At 56.7% G+C, this 19,882-nt stretch carries 14 protein-coding genes; 5 read left to right on the forward strand and 9 right to left on the reverse strand.

What is annotated here, in order from left to right; all coding sequences use genetic code 11:
• Nucleotides 1-18 precede the first annotated feature (18 nt).
• The 7 genes from ACFOTD_RS32060 to ACFOTD_RS32090 all read right to left on the reverse strand — a co-directional run bounded on the left by ACFOTD_RS32060 (nt 19) and on the right by ACFOTD_RS32090 (nt 14,455).
• Complete coding sequence (locus ACFOTD_RS32060; RefSeq protein ID WP_378124052.1) at nt 19-1,818, reverse strand: type 2 periplasmic-binding domain-containing protein; 1,800 nt, start codon at nt 1,816-1,818, stop codon at nt 19-21.
• A gap of 218 nt (nt 1,819-2,036) precedes the next feature.
• A complete protein-coding gene (locus tag ACFOTD_RS32065) occupies nt 2,037-8,210 on the reverse strand; it encodes an S-layer homology domain-containing protein (protein WP_378124053.1) in 6,174 nt (2,057 codons plus the stop codon).
• 129 nt (nt 8,211-8,339) lie between these two features.
• Nucleotides 8,340-9,470: a response regulator gene (locus ACFOTD_RS32070; RefSeq protein ID WP_378124054.1), complete on the reverse strand. Its 1,131-nt coding sequence runs from the start codon at nt 9,468-9,470 to the stop codon at nt 8,340-8,342.
• Entirely contained in the window at nt 9,467-12,628 is a 3,162-nt protein-coding gene (locus ACFOTD_RS32075) for a hybrid sensor histidine kinase/response regulator (protein WP_378124055.1), read from the reverse strand. Before ACFOTD_RS32075 ends, ACFOTD_RS32070 begins: the two co-directional genes overlap by 4 nt.
• A gap of 175 nt (nt 12,629-12,803) precedes the next feature.
• Nucleotides 12,804-13,448 (reverse strand): peroxiredoxin-like family protein, encoded by a 645-nt coding sequence (locus tag ACFOTD_RS32080; RefSeq protein WP_378124056.1) that lies wholly within the window; start codon nt 13,446-13,448, stop codon nt 12,804-12,806.
• Nucleotides 13,449-13,478: 30 nt separating this feature from the next.
• Nucleotides 13,479-14,171, reverse strand: a complete 693-nt coding sequence (locus ACFOTD_RS32085) for a cytochrome c biogenesis CcdA family protein (protein ID WP_378124057.1) — start codon at nt 14,169-14,171, stop codon at nt 13,479-13,481.
• A gap of 17 nt (nt 14,172-14,188) precedes the next feature.
• Nucleotides 14,189-14,455, reverse strand: a complete 267-nt coding sequence (locus ACFOTD_RS32090; protein WP_378124058.1) for a thioredoxin family protein — start codon at nt 14,453-14,455, stop codon at nt 14,189-14,191.
• 184 nt (nt 14,456-14,639) lie between these two features.
• Here ACFOTD_RS32090 and ACFOTD_RS32095 point away from each other — a divergent pair, with 184 nt between their 5' ends.
• The 5 genes from ACFOTD_RS32095 (at nt 14,640) to ACFOTD_RS32115 (ending at nt 18,372) form a co-directional block, all read left to right on the forward strand.
• Nucleotides 14,640-15,353 carry a response regulator transcription factor gene (locus ACFOTD_RS32095; protein WP_378124059.1) on the forward strand — a complete coding sequence of 238 codons (714 nt, stop codon included), beginning with the start codon at nt 14,640-14,642 and terminating at the stop codon, nt 15,351-15,353.
• Nucleotides 15,350-16,384, forward strand: coding sequence for a sensor histidine kinase (locus tag ACFOTD_RS32100; RefSeq protein ID WP_378124060.1), 1,035 nt, complete (start codon nt 15,350-15,352; stop codon nt 16,382-16,384). The genes ACFOTD_RS32095 and ACFOTD_RS32100 overlap by 4 nt, the downstream gene beginning before the upstream one ends.
• A gap of 35 nt (nt 16,385-16,419) precedes the next feature.
• Nucleotides 16,420-16,653, forward strand: a complete 234-nt coding sequence (locus ACFOTD_RS32105) for a hypothetical protein (RefSeq protein ID WP_378124061.1) — start codon at nt 16,420-16,422, stop codon at nt 16,651-16,653.
• Nucleotide 16,654: 1 nt separating this feature from the next.
• Nucleotides 16,655-17,203 carry a class I SAM-dependent methyltransferase gene (locus ACFOTD_RS32110; protein ID WP_378124062.1) on the forward strand — a complete coding sequence of 183 codons (549 nt, stop codon included), beginning with the start codon at nt 16,655-16,657 and terminating at the stop codon, nt 17,201-17,203.
• A gap of 122 nt (nt 17,204-17,325) precedes the next feature.
• Nucleotides 17,326-18,372 (forward strand): copper amine oxidase N-terminal domain-containing protein, encoded by a 1,047-nt coding sequence (locus ACFOTD_RS32115; protein ID WP_378124063.1) that lies wholly within the window; start codon nt 17,326-17,328, stop codon nt 18,370-18,372.
• Between the two features lie 287 nt (nt 18,373-18,659).
• Here ACFOTD_RS32115 and ACFOTD_RS32120 read toward each other — a convergent pair whose 3' ends face one another.
• Both ACFOTD_RS32120 and ACFOTD_RS32125 read right to left on the reverse strand, forming a co-directional pair.
• The gene (locus tag ACFOTD_RS32120; RefSeq protein WP_378124064.1) at nt 18,660-19,250 is read right to left on the reverse strand and encodes an ATPase; all 591 of its coding nucleotides are present in this window, start codon (nt 19,248-19,250) and stop codon (nt 18,660-18,662) included.
• Nucleotides 19,243-19,419, reverse strand: coding sequence for a hypothetical protein (locus tag ACFOTD_RS32125; RefSeq protein ID WP_378124065.1), 177 nt, complete (start codon nt 19,417-19,419; stop codon nt 19,243-19,245). Before ACFOTD_RS32125 ends, ACFOTD_RS32120 begins: the two co-directional genes overlap by 8 nt.
• Nucleotides 19,420-19,882 lie beyond the last annotated feature (463 nt).

The following is a 19,882-nucleotide window of genomic DNA, read 5'->3' on the forward strand; positions in this document are numbered from 1 at the left end:
TTTTACTGTTTACTGGTTTTACTGGTTTTTCGCGTACCATTCGTTGACTTCGTCGGTAATTTTCTGGCCGCCGTTATTGAGCCACTGCTGCGCGAATTCGTCGAAGTATTCGATCGGCTTTTCGCCATAGATGATCTTGAGATAGCTTTCCGTAGCCAGCTTTTTCAGCAGCTCGCCTTTGGACTTCATCGTCGGCGTCATCGGACCGGTAAAATAATTTTTCCCTTCGTTGACGGTCTGGTTGATTCGGACGCCCGCGGCATCGAGCTGTCGCTTCTTCATCTGCTTGACGTCGAATTCCATCGAAGTGACCGCCTCGGCGTTCGGATCGGCCAGGAACTTCTTGACCGCCGTGGCGTTGGAGTTCGGAATGCTCGTAAAATTGCCGAGAATATTCGTCATCATGAAACGGATGTCCATCGTGCCTCCGTCCTTGAGCGGCCACTTGTCCGCCGGAACGCCCGCCGCTTCGTAGTTGCTCTTGACGACCTTGCCGTCTTGAATCACGTAGTCGTACCCTTCGTGATAGCCGTTCTTCCAGCGCGGATCGAAGTAAGGATCGCCTTCCAGCTCCAGCTTCTTCGCGAAAATCTTGTTGAAGTACGCGAACCAGGCATCGATATGCTCGAAGTCTTTGCGGAATACGGTGAACCCTTGCGTCAGCGGCTTCTCCGCGCGGCCTACCAGTCCGTTCGGACCGGCCGGAAGCGGATACGGCTCGAAGTCTGCTTTCGGATCGTTTTTGGTTGCGTCGCCGAGCGGCCAGTCGCCCATCCAGAACGGTCCGAACATCATGCCGGCTTTGCCGCCGGCCGCCAATTCGGAAGCCTTCGCCGGATCTTTGATTCCCGCTTCCTTATCCAGGTAACCCTTGCTCATCCAATCTCTCATCTTCTCCAGGTATAGCTTGGCGCCCGGATCGACCGCGCCGTAGCTCAGCTTGCCGTCCGCGCCTTTATTCCAAAACAAGCGGATGTCGTACGTATTGATCATCTGATCGGTCAGGGCGGAGACGATCGCGTCCGTCTGGCCCATCCACGTCCAGGGCCCTTCCTTGAGCGGCACGGCCAGGCCGATCGTGTCGTTCTTGCCATTCTTGTCGGGATCGTTCTCCGTAAACTGCTTGAGCACGTTCTCGAATTCGTCCAGCGTCTTGGGCGGCTGCAGACCGAGGCTGTCGAGCCAGTCTTTGCGAATCCACATGACGGTGCCTTCGTCTCCCATAAAGAATGCCGGCAGCCCGTAGATATGGCCATCCTCCTTTACTTCGCCCATGGCGTAGCTGTACTGCTCAAGCAGCTTTTTGTATTCGGGGTGCGCGTATTTCTCGATCGCGTCCTCCAGCGGCATCAGCTTGTCGGCCGCGATCAGACTCTGCAGCGGATCGTTCCCCGCCGCGAAGGCATCCGGCAGCTTGCCGCCGCTCGAGAGCAGCAGGCGGAGCTTCGTATCGTAATCCTCCGGCTTCGTGACGATAAAGTCGAATTTGACGTTGATGCCCATATTGTCTTTCATCCAGCGGATATTCGCATTGTCTTCCATGGACTCGCCAGGCTTGAACGCGTTGCCTCTCGAGGTGCCGTCGTCGACGATGGCCGTCGTTATCGTTACCCCAGGGTCGAACTTCTGGTTCCATAGCTCCTTCGCTTCCGGCGTCGTGCCGCTTGCCGAAGCGGACGGACTTGCGGCCGTGCTTGCCGGGCTCGGGCTTGCCGAAGCCTTGTTGTTGCTATCGTTCGAGCATGCGGCTAACGCGGGCAATAATCCTATTGCGATCGAAAACATGAATAACTGTGCAGCCTTCGCATATCGACTCATAGTTAACCCCTTTTCCTGGCGATGATGGTACGATTCAAATTATATGGACTGGGCAAACGGGCGTATATATCCGGATTTTAACGCAATAGAGGAAAACGTACATTTTATTGGAAATACAAAAACACCTCCAATAAATGGCCCTTTGCGAGTGACGATGCAATGGCAATCTATTGGAGGCGGTTCTCATGACTTTGCCCGTTCTAAGAGGACTGTTTCGTTTAAATCAGGTCCGACCTTTGAAGCAGGTTCCGAATAATCACGGCCACTTCCGCTCTGGTCATGTTGGCTTTCGGCGCAAGCGAAGCGGCGCTTCCGGCGCTTCTTCCCGCTACGATCCCTGCCTGCACGCTGTCCGCGACGCTGCTCTTCGCCCATGAGGATACGCTCGCCCCATCCGTGAACGGAAGAAGAGCCGCATCTGCCGATTGAACGGGAAGCTTGTCCTTCAGTCCGGTGAGCTTCATCGCATTGGAGAGCACCGCCATCGCCTGTTCGCGCGTAATGTTGTCGTTCGGCCGGAACGTTCCGTCCTCGAATCCAGCGATTAAATGGTATGCATAGGCTGTGTTGACCGCGTCGCTGTACCAGTCAGATGTCTTCACATCCGCGAATGGCGTCGTTTCATGGTCCGGCTTGAGCCCCAAAGCCCGAACGATAATGGCCGCGAACTCGGCGCGCGTAATATCACGGTTCGGACTGAACAGGCCGCCCCCGGTGCCTTCAATAACCATCCGCGAGCCCATATCATTAACTGCAGCCTTGGCCCAGTGGTTCGCGACATCGGAAAATTCGAGCGGATGCCATACGACCGTGTACGTGCTATTGGTCAAGCTGTTCATTTTCGCATAATACTTGCCTTCGATGAGAACGATCTTGGTCGGCACGTGCCGCGTGGTTCCGTCTGCGTCAACGACGACGCCCGTCGTTATACGATTGGGGTCGATGCCGTCCGGCAAAGCTACCATGCGTTCGACATAGGCGTTAAAGGTCGTGACTTCGACCGTTTTCCCGCCATTGGAGCCCGACACCGTGAAGTCAACCGCGGGCACGACAACGGAGAATTCGCCCTTCGATGCCGCGTTCTCGACAACCTTGGCCATCGTGTCCGGCGTTTGAGCAATCGTAACTTTTAACTGAATATCCTCCAGCTTCACGCCGCTGCCGAACTTCCCGGCTAATGCATCGATGTTGATCTGCTTCGCCGGCAGCGTGTAGGTTCCTTTTTCCGTCTGCAGAACGAGCGTCGCCGAGAGGTTCTCCATGTTTTTAACCATCCTGCCGTTCAACTCGCCGACAATGACGTTCGACGCCGACTTGACCGGAATGGTGACGACGGCATTCGCGCCCTCCGCATCCAGCTTCGCCTGCAGCTTGACCGGATCGACGGCGACTGTCGTTGTCTTGACGCCGCCCGATTCCGTCGTTGTTGCTTTGCCCGCATTTTCAACCTTGCCGTTCACCAGCACGTCGATCGACTCTTCCTTCGGACCGGCTGTTCCGGTCGGCGTCTCATTCGAAGGCTGAGAAGTCGTCGGTTCGGCGATTACAATCGCCGCCGCTTGGCCAAACCTTACGACTTGGCCTTGCGCATCTACCTCGGCTATGCCGAGTTTGTCGCCGTTCGCCGCCGGGATCATGCGATCGCTTGGGACGTTCGAGTAGCCGCTAAGCGTGTCGCCCACATTCGGCACTTCTACGGTCCCGCTGCCGAAGTTAAAGTACACCAGCCGGTGATTTTCTCCCGCGAGAGGGGTTACCGTAACCATTGTTTTGCCGTCATTGGCCGCGCCGCTCGGATCCGTTGCGGTTACCGTCAATCCGCCTGCAGGAACGGCCATATTTGTCGTGAAAATCAGCGTAGTCGCCGGACCTGCCGGAACGGAGCCGCTGGCTGCCACCCTTACCAGGACAGTATGCTCGCCGCTTAGCTGCGGCATGTTGGTTCCGTCATATCGGACGTAAGCGCCGCCGTCCACCGAGTATTCCATCGTCGTGTCCAGCCCGACAATCACATTGCTCGCATCGTCGGCGCTCACATCCGGCGCAGCCGGAAGGGTTGCATCCGTGTCATGGATGGTCACTTGAGCGGGGATGGAGGCAAAACTCGATGCCGTCGCGGCGATCCGCACATAATAGGTGCTTGGAGCCAGCCCGACAACCGAGGTACCGGTCGATTTCGTCCACGTGCCGTTATTTCCTTCTTTAATCTCCATTCCAAGGTTCAGATCGAGAATTGAACCGTTATTAGCTCCTTTATAGGTGACATCCGTCACGGATATATCGACCGGAGCCGCCGGTCGGGCCGGCAGGGCAAGCGTCTGCGCCAAGCTGTCGGTCGTCGTCGTGCCGTTGCCCTTTTTGATTACGTAAACGGCGGCACCCAGCCAACTGTCCTCGATCGCTATTTTCCCGCTGGCGTCAGCATTCATCTCCGTGCCGTTGACGGTGTAAGCACCGTTCGCCACCAGGCCCGTCAACTGCTCAGCCGCGTAGTCGACATCCGCCGTCGGCTTCAATTCCTTCGTCGCGTTAAACGCCGCGATCGTGACCGTTTGCGCCTCCGACGCGAAGGATGAAGCCGTTGCTTTGACGCGCACGGCATACGTGCCCGGCGCCAGACCCGTTACGCTCGTGCCGACGATGTCCGTCCAGCTGCTGTCCGCCGCCTTTTTGTACGCCATCGCAGGCGTCACGTTCGTCAGCGTACCGTTGTTGCCGTTAATCGTACTCTCATCCGTCTTCCCTGCGGTCGGCGTGTCCGGTCGACCCGGCAGGGCAAGCGTCTGCGCCAGGCTGTCGGTCGTTGTCGTGCCGTCGCCCTTTTTCACCAAGTAAACGGCGCCACCTAGCCAACTGTCCTCGATCGCTATATTTCCATTGCTGTCCGCGTTCATCGCCGTGCCGTTGACGGTGTAGGCACCGTTCGCCACCAGGCCCGTCAACTGCTCGGCCGCGTAGTCGACCTCCGCCTCCGGCTGCGCTTCCTGCGTCGCGACGAACGCAGAGATCGTGACCGTTTGCGCTGCCGATGCGAAGGACGAAGCCGTTGCTTTGACGCGCACATTGTAGGTAGCCGGCGCAAGACCCGTTACGCTTGTGCCAGTGATATCCGTCCAGCTGCTGGCCGCTGCCTGTTTGTACGCCATCGCCGAAGTCACGTTCGTCAGCGTACCGTTGCTGCCGTTGATGGAGCTCTCGTCCGTCTTGCCTGCCGTTGGCGTCGCCGGGCGACCCGGTAAGCTCCGCGTCTGCGCCAGGCTGTCGGTCGTCGTCAAGCCGTTGCCCTTTTTCACCACGTTCACGTCTGTGCCCAGCCAGCTGGCGTCAATCTGCAACTTGCCGCTGCCGTCTGCTGTCATCGTCGTGCCGTTGACGGTATAGGCGCCGTTTGCCGCCAGTCCCGTCAGCTGCTCCGCCGCGTAGTCGACCTCCGCCTCCGGCTGCGCTTCCTGCGTCGCGACGAACGCAGAGATCGTGACCGTTTGCGCTGCCGATGCGAAGCTAGAAGCCGTTGCTTTGACACGCACGTTGTACGTTCCCGGCGCAAGACCCGTTACGCTTGTGCCAGTGATATCCGTCCAGCTGCTGGCCGCTGCCTGTTTGTACGCCATCGCCGAAGTCACGTTCGTCAGCGTACCGTTGCTGCCGTTGATGGAGCTCTCGTCCGACTTGCCTGCGTTCGGCGTATCCGGCCGGCCCGGCAGAGCCAGCGTCTGCGCCAGGCTGTCGGTCGTCGTCGTGCCGTTGCCCTTTTTCAACAAGGAACCGACCTCGTCCAGCCAACTGTTTTCAATTGCGATTTTCCCGTTGCCGTCCGCCGTCACCAATGTTCCGTTGACGCCGTAGGTACCGTTCGCCACCAGGCCCGTCAGCTGCTCCGCCGCGTAGTCGACCTCCGCCTCCGGCTGCGCCTCCTGCGTCGCCACGAACGCCGCGATCGTGACCGTTTGCGCTGCCGATGCGAAGGACGAAGCCGTTGCTTTGACGCGCACGGTATACGTGCCAGGCGCCAGCCCCGTCATGCTCATGCCGGTGATGTCCGTCCAGTTGCTGTCCGCTGCTTTTTTGTACGCCATCGCAGGCGTCACGTTCGTCAGCGTACCGTTGCTGCCGTTAATGGAACTCTCGTCCGTCTTCCCTGCGTTCGGCGTATCCGGCCGGCCCGGCAGAGCCAGCGTCTGCGCCAGGCTGTCGGTCGTCGTCGTGCCGTTGCCCTTCTTGACCACGTAAACAGCGGCGCCCAGCCAGCTGTCCTCGATCGCGATTTTCCCGCTGGCGTCAGCATTCATCGCCGTGCCGATGACGGTGTAGGCACCGTTCGTCACCAGGCCCGTAAGCTGCTCAGCCGCGTAGTCGACATCCGCCGTCGGCGTCGCTTCCCGCGACATCGCCGCGGTTACCGTAATCGTTGCGGTGCCTTTTTTACTGCTATCGAACGTTGACGTAGCCGTGATCGTATAATCTGCCGGCGCCGCATCCGCTGCAACGGTCACGTTCCCCGTACCGTCCACCGTCACTTTGTTGCCGGCATCGCTGCTCGTCCACAAGACCGTATCCGCTGCACCGCCGACAGCCGTTACTGCCGCGGCGAGCTGCTTGCTGCCTCCTTGCGCCACGCTTGCGCTGCTCGGGCTGACGCTCACGCTGTTGATTGCCGGTGCAACCGCGATGACATCGGATTGCAAGACCGTTCCGCTCGCACCCACCGCAACGTATGTGCCGTTTCCGAAGGCGACGCCATATAGAATGCTCGTCACGCCGCTCGTTCGGCTCGCCCAGTTTATAGCGTCACTAGAAGCTACAATCGTTCCGCTGTCCCCCACTGCGGCATACGTGCCGTTTCCGTAAGTAACGCCCCTTAGTATATTACTGCTCGCGTTCGTTTGTTTCGTCCAATTCGCTCCATCGCTCGACGTTAAAATCGTTCCAAGGTTGCCCACCGCCACATACGTGCCGCCCCCATAGGCGACCCCATATAGATAATTCGCGGTGCCGCTCGTTTGGCTCATCCAGCTCACGCCGTCGCCGGAGGTAAAAATCTGTCCGCCGGCACCTACTGCTACGTACGCGCCGTTCCCGTAAGTGACACTGGAAAAAGCATTCGTAGAACCGCTCGTTTGGCTTGTCCACTGCACGCCGTCGCTTGAGGTCAAGATGCCCCCCATGTCCCCGACCACTACGTACGCGCCGTTTGCGTAGGCAACGCCTCTCAGCGCATTCGTAAGGCCGCTTGTTCGGCTCGTCCAGCTCGCTCCATCATTGGAAGTCAGAATCGTTCCAGCATTCCCTACTGCCACATACGCGCCGTTCCCATAGGTGACGCCATTTAGAATACTCGTAGTGCCGCTCGAACGGGTCGTCCAGTTCGCTCCATCGACGGAGGTCTCGATTGCTCCGGAAAAACCGACTGCTACATACATGCCGTTTCCGTAAACTTCGCCATAAAAATGACCCCTGGGACCGACCGCAAGGTTCGTCCAACTCGTTCCATTGGTAGAGGTTAGCATCGTTGCCCCCACCGCCACATACATGCCATTGCCGTAGACCACAGCATATAATCTACCCGAGAAGCCGCTTGCTTGGCTTGTCCAGCTCGTTCCATTGCTTGAGGCCACAATCAATCCATAGTAATCCACTGCCACATACATGCCGTTTACGTAGGTAACGTCCGTCATATATGTCGTAGTGTCAATCGTTCGGTTCGTCCAGCTCGTTCCGTTGTTGGAGGTCACAACCGTTCCGGATACACCCACCGCCACAAACAAGCTGTTTCCATAGGTGACGCCAGATAGTGAATTTGTAGTGGTGCTGTTCGTCACTTTCGTCCAGGTCGTTAAGTTGTTGGAGGTCATAATCGTGCCGTTCGCCCCCACCGCCACATACATCCCGTTTCCGTAAGTGACTTCGTATAGAGCACTCCCATTGCTATTCGGCCGGGCCGTCCAATCCGTTCCGTTGGGGGAAGTCACAATTCTCCCCGTATCTCCAACTGCCAAGAACACGCCGTTCCCGTAGACGATGCCATTAAGAGAATTCGTAACGGTGCTATCTTGGGTCGTCCAGCTCGATCCGTCGATGGAGGTCAGTATTTTCCCGCTGTTCCCCACCACCACAAACTTGCCGTTCCCGTAGACAACGTCATTTAAAGAAGTAATCGGAGCGCCGCTCGTTCGGCTTGTCCAGTTCGTTCCGTCAGTGGAGGTCAAAATGGCGCCGTTGGCCCCCACCGCCACATAGATGCCGTTTCCGTAGGCGACGTTATTGAGCTCGTTTCCGGTAGGAAGCGGACTCCGGATCGTCCACGCATCAAGAGACCCTGCAAAAGCATACTGAGGAATATTGGCCACGATTAAAAATAATACGGTAACGATCGATATCCAACGTTTAATCATTGTTTTCTCCACTCGCCTTCATGCTGATATACGATGGTGTCATTATAACGGGCGCGATGTTGCAAAATTGTTGCAAACAAAAAAGGAACCCTCCATTGGGTCCCCCTTGGGTTCCTTCATGCGATAGCGTCAATCCGTCAAGGCGCGAAGCAACCCGGCAATCGCATGGCCCGGCAAGGTCCCAAGCTCAGTCCGGATCAACTCGGCGTATGCTTCATAATAGCCGTTCGCCCGCCGGGAACCGCCGATCCGATAGTGCAGCTTCAAAGCCGCTTCCCGCAGCGATTCGTCGTACGGGTCGTGTTCGACCAGCAGCTCGGCCAGCCGCAGCGCCTTGAGCGGCTCCGTCCCGGTTCGTTCATCATACAGGAGCAGCTTCTTCCCCATCTGCAGAAAATACTGGCGGTATTGCTTGCGGTATGGCTCGCACCAGGCGCCGTCGAATTCTTGCAGGAACGGTCGGCTGCAGCGGTGAACGAGCTGCTCGATATGCGCCAGGTTATTCGGGTCCGGCTCGACGGCATCCAGCGCGAACAGCTCCAATTCAGCGGCGTCCACGCCCGGCACCTCATCGGACAAGAAGAGCCTGTAGCCGTTCCTGATCGAAGTCAGCGCGATGCCCGAGCCCGAATCCCTTAACGTCTTGTTGATCCGGCTCACCGTGCTTCTAAGATTAATGCCCGCTTTCTCCTCGTTCTGGGTCGGCCAGAGCGCCTCGAACAGCGCCCACTTGCTGACCTCCTTCTCCCACGGCTGGAGCAGCATATAGGCGAGCAGCTCCGCGCACTTGGAAGTGACCCAGCGTACCGGATCCGGACTTCCGTCCAAATAAAGCGCGAACTTGCCGAACAATTCGACCGCAACCGTCCGTTGTCCGACGCTGCCCAAGGCGCCCGCACGATGCTGCCGCCTCGTTTCGACCCGCTCCAGCGAACGCTGCAAGTCCTCCTCCATCACGGGCTTCAGCAAATAGTCGAGCGCGTTCACCCGGAACGCATCGATTGCGTATTGATTGTGAGCGGTAATAAACACGACCTCCATGTCGAGTTTGTCCGCATACACCCGCTCCGCGATCTCGAGTCCGTTCAACTCCGGCATTTCGATATCCAAAAACAGCACGTCGGGCTGCAGCGATCTTGCCATTCCGAGCGCCTCGTGCGGATTCGCGCAGCGGCCCAGCACCGTCACGCCGGCGCCTGCCAGCATCCGGTCGAGTTGCTCCGCAACCAACGGCTCGTCGTCTACGATCACGGCTCTCATTCCGATTCGCCCGCCTCTCCGTCAGCGTCCGCCTCTCCCTCCCATTTGCGCGAAGGAATCAGGAAAGCGACTGTTGTCCCCTTGCCCTGCAAGCTCTCGATCCGCAGGCCTTGCCCGTATTCGTTCATCAGCCGCTTATGCACGTTGATCAGGCCGATGCTTCCCTCCATTCGCTCCGGCTTCAGCATACGATTCAACTGCTCGTCGGTCATGCCGACCCCATTGTCCTTTACGGCAATCCGCAGCCCGTCCGGCTCCCGTTTCGCCCGAATGACAACAGTGCCTCCCGACAGCCGTTTCATAATACCGTGGCGAATCGCATTTTCAACCAGCGGCTGCAGGATCAATGCCGGAATCAGCGGCTCCGCTCCGGCATCCACCTCCCACTCCACGTTCAGGCGCTCGCCGAACCGCGCTTTTTCCAGCTCGATGTAAGACTTCGTGAGAGACAGCTCGCGCTTCAGACTGACCCTGGCGTGCCGGGGATCCAGATCGAAGCTGAGCCGCAGATAGTTGCTGAATTCGCCCAGCAGCTTGCCCGCCCGCGCGCCGTCGCTGTAGCATAACGAGATAATGCCGCTCAAAGCGTTGTAGACAAAGTGGGGCTTGATCTGCGATTGCAAAAACAGCGTCTCCATGCGAATGGCCTGTCCGACCGCTTCCTTCAGCTGCAGCAGCGTCTGCACCCGGGCTAGCAGCTCCTTGCCGCTGAACGGCTTCACCAGGAAGTCGTTGGCCCCCGCCTCGAGGCCCGTCGCGACATCGGCCGGCGAGTTGCGCACCGTCAGCAGCAATACGGGCAGCTCATAGAGCGGATGCTCCGCCCGAATGCGCCTGCACACTTCATACCCGGAGAGCCCGGGCATCATCACGTCGAGCAGAATTAGCGACAGTTCGCCTTGATGCTGCCGGATCAGCTTGAGCGCATCCGCACCGTTGTACGCCGTTAAAATGCGATAGCGACTGGGCGCAAACCACTCCTGCAGCACCTTGATGTTGGAGGCGTCGTCATCCACCAGCAAGATCTTCACCTTGCGCGATGGCATCGCCCCGTACGGCGGCGTCTCTTCCGCCGGCGGCGTTTCTTCCGTTATCGGCGTCTCTTCCCTTATCGCCGCGCTTGGCCCCTGCAACGGCTGCTGCGCCTGACTGGCAGCGGCTTCTGCAGCAGCGACGACCGGTTCCTTCTGCGGCGCCTCCGCTTCCGGCAGCCGGAGCTCGAATACGGAGCCCCTTGCCGGCTCCGACCGCTTCAGCGCCAGGTCGCCGCCCATCTGCTGGGCCAGCGCCTTCGAGATCTTAAGTCCCAGACCGGAAGATTGGAAGCCCGGCCCGGCCGGTCCTCCTGCGCCTTCATACGGATCGTCCGTGAAAAGCCTCCGCTGCCGCTCTTCGCTCATCCCGGCGCCGGTGTCCGCGAACGTCAAAAGCAGCCAGCCCTCCTGAGATTGTGCGGCGACCGTCACGTTTCCCCTATCCGTAAATTTCAACGCGTTGCCGACCAGGTTCACGAGAATCTGCTTCAGGCGATTCTCGTCGGTGAACAAATAATAGGTTCCCGGCCGCACCTCGTTGAACAGCCGCACCTGATCGTGCTTGCGCATATACCTGAGCGCTTCGAGCGTAGCCTCCACCGTGCCGCTGACATCGAACAACCGGTCGTGGAACGCCAGACTGCCGCGCTGCAGGCTCTGAAAATCGATAATATCGTTAACCAGCGCAGACAGGCGGGTCGCCTGGGCAATGATGAAATCCAAATTTTCGCGATGCCGTCCCGTCAGCCCTTCGCCGCTCTGATCGATCACCACTTGCGCCAGATTCATAATGCCGTGCAGCGGCGTCTTAAACTCGTGAGACGTGCGGACAAGAAACTCGTCCTTCTGGCGGTCGTGCGCAATAAGCTGCTCGGTCAGCCGTTCGTTGCGCATGAACGCCTCGCGCGCCCGGTCCGACATGAGAAACGATTGGGACAAAACGAGGAGCAGCGGCGTCACAATCATGTAAAACGGGTTGTCCAGCGCCAATTGATAACGGGTCTGCGCATACACCCAACTGATGATCAGGAAAAACAAACCCGACAGAATATAATAAATCTGGACGCCGCTATTCCGATGACGGAAAATCCAGCGAATAATGAGAGCGAAAACGGCGATTTGCAGAACGATTCCGAGCCAAAGCATATGAACCAAAAAATCGTTCGGAACGGCGATCAATACGGCCAGATAGCCGAATGCAATCCTGCTCAGCCACTTATATTTCGCGCCTCCCTTGTAATCCAGATATAAATAGACATAGAGCGCAAACGACAGGATTGAAATATAAGGCAGGACGAAGAGCATTTTCTGCAAGAACAGGAAGGACATCGCCGGCAACAGGGCTGCAATGACGATCTCGTTGTCGAAGCAGAAGAATAGCCCCAGCGACAAGCAAAACAAACTGAAAAATACGAGATACGGCTCCTTTTTCCATTGCCTGAACGTGCCTGCGAAATAAATGCCGAACACCAGCATCGTGGTGATGACGATCATGTCAGCCAGTCTGGCATTGTCTCGCCTCGCCAATACATCGTCGGTTATGCCGAATTCCGGCGCCTGCACCAATCCGCCTTTCATATAGCGGTAGCTGGCGATCTGTATCAGGATGTCGATGGTGCCGGTATCCGCTTTGACCGTACCAAAGAACGGAAGATTGCTGGGCACGAACCGATCCGCCGACAAAGCCGGTTGTCCGGCGCCGCCAAGGTCCGCCCCGTTCATGTAGACGTGGCTGGACAAGCGAATCTTTTTGCCTCTAAGACTATAAAAATACGGTTCGCTGACCGCGATGCGCAGACGGTAGGTACCCGCGCCAAATCCGCTGCCGGAGGAATCGTCCCCCTCCCAGCCGCCTGGCACGCGAACGATTCGACGCTGCGCCTCCAGCGCCTTTCCGCTCGCGAGAAAGTCTTGCGGCGTCAGCAGCTTGTTTTCGTAAAACTCCCACTCTCCCCTAAGCGGGATGATCCCTTGCTTCGCAAAATCCCATTGCCTGGCGTCCAACACCCCAGCTTGCGCTTCAGGGTACTGAAACGTAGGATTTAGCCATTCATAAATAAATAGCGACGACACGACGGTAAATACGCCGATCATGGTGATGAGCACCGTCAATTGTTTTCGCATCGTACCCGTTTCCAGTCCCATTTTCATATTCGCACCAAGCATATCCGTTTATTTAATGCCATATCGTTAAAATTCTCCTTGATTCGACAATTCCCTTCATTTTACGCAAAAGAAGAAAGCCCATGCGTCTCGTCGCATAGGCTTTCTTCACGCTTCTTATTGGTTTGAATGCCGCTCACAGCTTCCTCAGCTCGTCCAGAATATCCTCCGGCGCCAGGCGCTTCATAAAGTCGGGATTGACGTACGCGGAACGGACGATGCCGGACTCGTCGATCATGAAGGTGGACGGAATGGGCAGGATCCACCGCTCGGTCGCGTTGTATTCGGCCAGATCCATTTTGAACTGGTTGGTCATGAGCTCCTGCAGGTACGGCGGCACGTCGTATAAAATGTTGTAAAAAGCGGCTACCAGACCGTTCGTATCGCTCAGCACGTCGAACTGCAGCTCTTCCTTCTCCTGGTGGGACAGCGTGTTGTCCGGGCTTTGCGGGCTGACGGCGATCAGCCTGGCGCCAAGCGCATGAATCTCCGGCAGCACCTTCTGATACGCCCGAAGCTGCGCGTTGCAATACGGACACCACCCTCCGCGATAGAAGGTGAGAACGACAGGTCCTTTTGCCAGCTCCTCGTACAAGTGAACGGAGGTGCCCATCGCGTTTTTCAGCGTAAAATCCTTCGCCTTCTGCCCTTCCTGGAGGCCATACTGAACGCCCGACTCCTGCTGCTCCCGGATCGAACGGAACATCGCTGCCTGGACCTCGATCGGCGAATGCGCGACAAATTGCTGCTTCATTTCTTCGAGCGTTTGATTTAAGGACATGGATGACTCTCCTCCTATGTGATCAACCTATTATTTCATAAATCCAATTGCGAGGAAAAGGATACCAATCGCGATGGAAAGATAGCCGGCCACTTTTTTGATTGGACCTCCCCACTTTGCCAACTTGCGCACAATCGAGATGGAAAAGACTGCAACGGCCGCGAGTATGACGCCTTTCCCGAGCGAATAGGCCGTCATAAGCAGCGCGCCGTGAAGCGGACTTCCTTGCAGGGCGATATAGCTGATCAGCGCAAAAAAGATCGGGATGGCGCAGGGCGAAATGACGAGTCCGTACGGAATTCCCAGCTTGAATGCGGCCGCCGCGCCTTGCGGGCGCTCCGACCGGCTCGGCGGTTGACGGAACGTCGGCATCGCGAACGAAATGACGCCGAGCAGCTGCAGTCCGGCCAAGATGTCAAAGATAGGCGGAACCCAGGTCAGCAAACGATATTTCTCTACAAAGGGCAAGAACTGTTGGCCGAGCAGCGCGATGATTAAACCGGCCGCGAGCGATGTGACCGTCATGCCCAGAATAAAGTTGACCGCGATCAGCAAGGCTCTTCTTTTATTATCGGCTGCGCCTCGCTGAACATAACCCGCGAACATCGCCAGCACGGGCAAATAGCAGGCCAGCACCGCGCTCACGATGCCGACGGCAAACACAAGAAGGTAAGTCGAGACGGCAACGCCGCCGGTAATCGTAAAATGATACAAGTCTTCCATTCGATATCTCCTTTTATCTAGCGACTCTCTTCGTAATCAAGCCATGCATACACGCGCGCACGCAGCTCGGGCAGCTTGGGCAAAGCACGGAATTCCGCTGATCCATTAATAAGAATCGCGCCGGCGCTGAAGACGTTCAGTTCCTGCAAACGTTCGAATGCCTCAACCACATGCAGCTCCCGAATCTCGATTTGCGAAAATTCCGCCGCCGCCTGCTTCGCGAGACTGAGCGCCTTTTGGCAAATAGAACAGCCCGGTCCGGCCGATACCACCTCGATTAACAAAAGACCTCCTCCTCCTTCATTCCATTCTGTTCACGATCCTCCGTAGTAAAGGAAGATTAGCTCTGATTATAGTTGCCGCGCTGTTAAATCCTTGTTAAGTTCGGCGCCGAGCGCATGATGAATTTCCTCGTCTCGCGAAAACGCGAATGCTATGCTATTCTCTGTAGCAGGAAGGAGTGGTCCTATGCGAATTCTCATCGTGGAAGATGAGGAGGACCTGTCGCGTGCGTTAGCCAAAGGTTTGAAACGGGAAGGTTATGCCGTGGACTGCGCGCTTGACGGGCTGACCGGGTGGGAGCTGGCGGATACCAACGAATACGACGCGATTCTCCTCGACATCAATCTGCCGGAGCTGGACGGCATCTCGCTTTGCCAACGTATTCGCCGGTCCTCGCTCCATCATGACGTATGCATCCTCATGCTGACCGCGCGCAGCCATCCGGACGAAGTGGAGGAAGGACTCGATTCAGGGGCGGACGACTACCTCCGGAAGCCCTTCGTGTTCAATGAATTGCTTGCCCGCATCCGGGCGCTCCTGCGGCGGCGTTCGTCCGTGAAAAGCACGGTTCTACGGTTCGACCGGCTCACGCTGGATTCGAAAACCAAAGAAGTCTGGCTTGAAAATACGCTGCTTCCGTTGACGAAAAAAGAATTCGGCTTGCTCGAATATTTGATGCTCCATCCCGGCGAGGTCATCTCGTCCGAGCGGCTGCTCGAGCACGTGTGGGATATTCACGCCGATCCGTTCTCCTCTACGGTCCGGGTTCATATCAATTCCTTGCGCAAAAAGCTCTCGCACCATGATCCATCGGCGGGAGATTCGTACATTCAGACCGTTCAAGGTCATGGATACCGATGGGCGCAGAGGGCGGCCGGAGAGAAAGAGGAAGCGACATGAGACGATGGAACCGTCTATCGCTGCGTTCGAGATTAACGCTGTTCGCCATTCTTTATTTGGCGGCCATGCTTATCGCGTATACGGCCTTGGAGTCCTTTTTCTCGGCCACCGGGATCGTGTCGGAGCTGCAAGGGCGGATCATCAGCTTGCTCGTCGCGCTTGCAGGCATGATTCTCAGCGCGCAATGGCTCGCATCGATTATTCTTAAGCCTGTGAAGCGAATGAGCGAGACCGCCGCCGGCATTACCGCAACCACGCTCGATAAGCGACTGGAGATCGACCAGCTTCACGATGAATTGAAGAAGCTCGGCATCACGTTTAACACGATGCTGGACGGGCTGGAGCGCGCCTTCGACCAGCAGGCCCGCTTCGTCTCCGCGGCCGCGCACGAATTAAGAACGCCGCTGTCCATCCTGCGCACCAATCTGGAAGTGTCCGGGGATCGCGATGGCATTGATGCGAGCGATTGGCAGGATTACAGGGCGACAACAGAGCGGACGCTGTCGCGGCTGGAGTCGCTGACGGAGAATCTCCTGCTGCTGGCAGATGGTTCGCATGATCGCACGCAGCGTGAGCACCATGTGGTGGAGCTTGCCGACATTCTTACGGATGCCATCTCCTTCATGGAACCGATGGCCGTCGAATACGGCGTGAAGCTCCATCTGGCGGAGCCGTTCGCCGCTGCGGTTAAGGGGGCCGAGAGCTTCCTGTTCCTGGCGTTTCGCAACCTGCTGGACAATGCCATCCGGTACAATCGGCCAAACGGAAGCGTGACGATCCAGGTCGCGCATGAGGATGGGCGCGTTGCGGTTCGCGTGGCGGATACCGGTAAAGGAATATCCCTTTCGAACAGGGAATTGGTTTTCGAGCGGTTCTATCGCGTCGATGCCTCGCGGGCGCGCAGACATGGCGGGGCCGGCCTGGGGCTGTCGATCGTCCGCCATTTGCTCGGCTTTTTTGAGGGGACGGTTGAGTTGGAGTCGAGTTCGGAAGAGGGAAGCGTGTTTAGGGTTGTGTTGGTGCGGGGTTAGGGGACATATTGACTTCGAAGGGACTGTTCGCGGAAATGAGCGAAACGCTCAGGAGGTTTGATCAGGATAAGCCGGCAATCGATATGGCAACCGAGATGGCAACCGAGACGGCAATTGAGACGGCAATCGAGACGGCAACCGAGATGGCAATTGAGACGGCAATCGAGACGGCAATCGAGACGGCAATCGAGACGGCAATCGAGACGGCAACCGAGATGGCAACCGAACCGCCTCCTCCCTCCGACCGGCTCGCGGCAGAGGCGTGCTGACGTGGCCGCGGCGTATACGGCCGGCTTGTGGGTCGGCATAATCGCGGCGGGAGCGGCGCTGCTGGCCGTGTTCTCCGTCGTCTGGCACAGCTGGCGCAACGGGATCTCGCCGATGCCGGCGTCCGGCCCCGCCCGCCGCGCGGTAGCGGCGGAGCTGCTGAGGATCGGCCCGCGCGGCTCGGCGGTAGAGGCAGGCTCGGGTTGGGGCAGCCTGGCGCTGCATGTGGCGCAGTGCTGTCCTGGCTGGCGGCTGATCGGCATTGAAAACTCGCCGCTGCCGCTTGCGGTGTCGCGGCTGCTGGCGAGGGGGCGGCCTGGCATTCGATTCATGCGCGGCGACTTGTTCGCATACCCTTACGAGGACGCCGACGCGGTGATCTGTTACCTCTATCCCGGCGCGATGAATCGCCTTGCGCCGCTGCTCCGGCGGCATCTGGCGCCAGGCGCCTGCGTCGTCAGCGTCTGCTTCGCGCTGCCGGGCTGGACGCCGGCGCGGACGGTCGTCTGCGCCGATCTGTACCGGACGCCAGTCTACGTCTATGTCCGCTAGGATGGAGAGATTACCGCGATCCCTGCATACACCAGCGGGCTGCCGCTGCCTACGAATGTCGTCCGTTTCGAAATGCGCGCTATCGGCTAATTCATTAAAAAGATGAGGGAAGGGATCTTTATATGAAGAAACATCCGTTCATCCTTTTATTCGCTTTGACGGCGATGCTGTTTGCGTTAATACCTCTTCCGTCGGCACGTGCTGATTCGCCTGTTACCTCCACCAATTTTTACGTCGCGTATAAAGACGAATCGATCGTCCAGAAGGCCCTTCAAGCGGGCGGCATGACGGCCGAACTGGCGACCTACCTGGCCGATGAATCTTCGCCGCTTGCGCTTCGCGCCGCCATTATTAATGCCATAGGCTGGGATACCGAGCCGACCCAACGCGCGGAAGCTTATGCGCAGCAGGCGTACGGCAAGTCGCTTGCAGCGATCAAGCCGTCCGAGCTGCGCGGCGACGAACGCTTTGTCATCGGCTATTTGCTGGCGATGGACGACTATCTGGATACACGCGAGGCGGAGCAATGGCTGGAGGACGCACGCCGGCAGCTGCCGGATAGTTTCACCGCTGCGTTGATTCATGCCATTGTCCAAGCGCAGGAGGAGATGATGAAGGACGCCGGCTGGCCGCAAGTGTGGAAAACCGTCGCAGACGTGGCCTTCGATCCGGACTTGAAGATGGATATGAAGCCTGAAGCCGCCAGAATCATTATCGATTATATGGTATCGTACAGCGACAAAAAGGTGATCAACCCCTTTGCCGAAGAAAGCCGCCTTACGCTTCGAATCGGGGATCGCGACTTTAAGCTGAACGGCGAGACATTCGAGATCGATCCCGGCTACGGCACGGCGCCCGCCTTGATTAATGGCAGCGCCTACCTGCCGGTTCGGTTCCTGACGGAGGCTGTCGGCGGAGACATTCGCTGGGAAGCGACTACGCATACCGTGCGGATAGATACCGCCCATGTGTCGATGAAGCTGACCATCGGCGAAAAGACAGCTGTCGTAAATGGAAAGGAGCAACAGCTGCTCGGCGCCCCTTACATCTCGAACGGGCGCACCATGCTGCCATTCCGCTTCCTCGGAGAAACGCTCGGCTTTGACGTCTCCTGGGACGCCGCAACGCGCGAGATCGGTTTGACGCTGGGCTCGCAGTCGCACAAGTAATTGGATAAGAGCTCTGAAGAAGAAAGTTGTTTAAGGTTATGTTGGTGCGGGGTTAGGGAGAGCGGCATCTGTGACACGGACCAAGACAGTCCAGGCATCGCCATAAATGATCTTGCCAACGACCTCTCCAAATATGACGACCATATCGCGAAGCCATTCATTTAATGGGAACCTGTTCAGGTCTTTATCCTTATTCCATTCAATGATGGCTTTGCGGTGTTTTCTCTCCACCCGCCATGTTGCTAAGAAGCCCAGAAAGCAAAAAACAGCCCAAATACTTGGCTGTTTTACGAATTCATTATTTTTTTCATAATGCATTCAGCCCATTGAGGGAGAACTTCCGATTGCGAGGTTACTAAACCGTTATTTGCACTCAGGATAATTTCACCTTCTGTATGACTATTATCAATAACGACCAAATGGTTGATTAAGTGGATGTGAGACAGTAAATTTTGAAGCGATGTTTGATGCCGCCTTATAATATCTTCAGTGGGAATGTGATGTCCGCCATTTTCCACTCGACTGGCTACCCTCTTGATATTCAAATGATAATCGCCTAAACCAACATAAAACATCGTAACCTCGAATCCGTTTGCCTTTGCATCGAGCATAAGGCGGATGGCATTCTTTCCAGCGAGTGTTGTTTCGACTGAAAAATCACGTTTGTTATGAATACAATCTCTGGCCAGTTTAATGGCGTCTTTCCCTGCAGACACTTTTCGGCTTTCAGGATGAACAGGATCTATTCCCCGTGCAAGAGCATCAGGATCAATATTAACGCTGATTCCAAGCCGATCAACGATCAAGTTTCTGATCGTGCTTTTTCCGCTTCCATTATTCCCCGCAAACACATACATGATCGGTGCCAACTCATGCATGAGGGACATCCTCGTCGGCAACGGGAACGATATCTCCGTTGTAGTATTCTTTTACGATTTGACCATCTTTCGTTTTATATACAATATATGTCTCGTTGGCTTTGGCATCCAATTTTGCGCGATCGCCTGTCAGCTTAATTAGTTTCTGAAGATCTTTTATTTGATTCAAGTAACTCACCATCCCGTTACCTCAGTCTCATTTGATTCTGATTATAACACAGCTAAAACTTCATTTTTGCAAATGGTCCTTTTGCTTTGCAATCGTTTTATGTTCGTCTTCTTCACAGAAGCCCGCTGCAAGCCCGATCTTAAAGTTTTCTTTATCTTTCACAGATCGACACCCCCCCCCCCTGATAAATGGAAGGATGAAATCGATATCTTACTTCAGAGGGACAAACGATGAGGACGCAGAAGCATTCGCTCGCGCCGGTATCACCGGTGTGGATGCTGCCAATTTAGACGCGATCTTAGATGAACTTACATTGGCCTATCAGGAGTCCAGGAACAATCCTTTTGGAACGCCGATGTCTACGAAACAAGACATTCAGGACGTTGTCGATCTTTTCTTAACGTTAAAACTTCATCCTAGAAAAATAACGGCGCTAGGGACATCATCCCTGCGCCGTTATTTT

The organism is Cohnella sp. GCM10012308 (assembly GCF_042649185.1).
Classification (GTDB): domain Bacteria; phylum Bacillota; class Bacilli; order Paenibacillales; family Paenibacillaceae; genus Cohnella.

Coding starts and splice junctions, on each gene's coding strand:
- ACFOTD_RS32120 (WP_378124064.1), bottom strand. CDS start 19,250: ATGCATGAGTTGGCACCGATCATGTATGTGTTTGCGGGGAATAATGGA.
- ACFOTD_RS32070 (WP_378124054.1), bottom strand. CDS start 9,470: ATGAGAGCCGTGATCGTAGACGACGAGCCGTTGGTTGCGGAGCAACTC.
- ACFOTD_RS32085 (WP_378124057.1), bottom strand. CDS start 14,171: ATGGAAGACTTGTATCATTTTACGATTACCGGCGGCGTTGCCGTCTCG.
- ACFOTD_RS32095 (WP_378124059.1), top strand. CDS start 14,640: ATGCGAATTCTCATCGTGGAAGATGAGGAGGACCTGTCGCGTGCGTTA.
- ACFOTD_RS32080 (WP_378124056.1), bottom strand. CDS start 13,448: ATGTCCTTAAATCAAACGCTCGAAGAAATGAAGCAGCAATTTGTCGCG.
- ACFOTD_RS32105 (WP_378124061.1), top strand. CDS start 16,420: ATGAGCGAAACGCTCAGGAGGTTTGATCAGGATAAGCCGGCAATCGAT.
- ACFOTD_RS32060 (WP_378124052.1), bottom strand. CDS start 1,818: ATGAGTCGATATGCGAAGGCTGCACAGTTATTCATGTTTTCGATCGCA.
- ACFOTD_RS32115 (WP_378124063.1), top strand. CDS start 17,326: ATGAAGAAACATCCGTTCATCCTTTTATTCGCTTTGACGGCGATGCTG.
- ACFOTD_RS32065 (WP_378124053.1), bottom strand. CDS start 8,210: ATGATTAAACGTTGGATATCGATCGTTACCGTATTATTTTTAATCGTG.
- ACFOTD_RS32100 (WP_378124060.1), top strand. CDS start 15,350: ATGAGACGATGGAACCGTCTATCGCTGCGTTCGAGATTAACGCTGTTC.
- ACFOTD_RS32075 (WP_378124055.1), bottom strand. CDS start 12,628: ATGCGAAAACAATTGACGGTGCTCATCACCATGATCGGCGTATTTACC.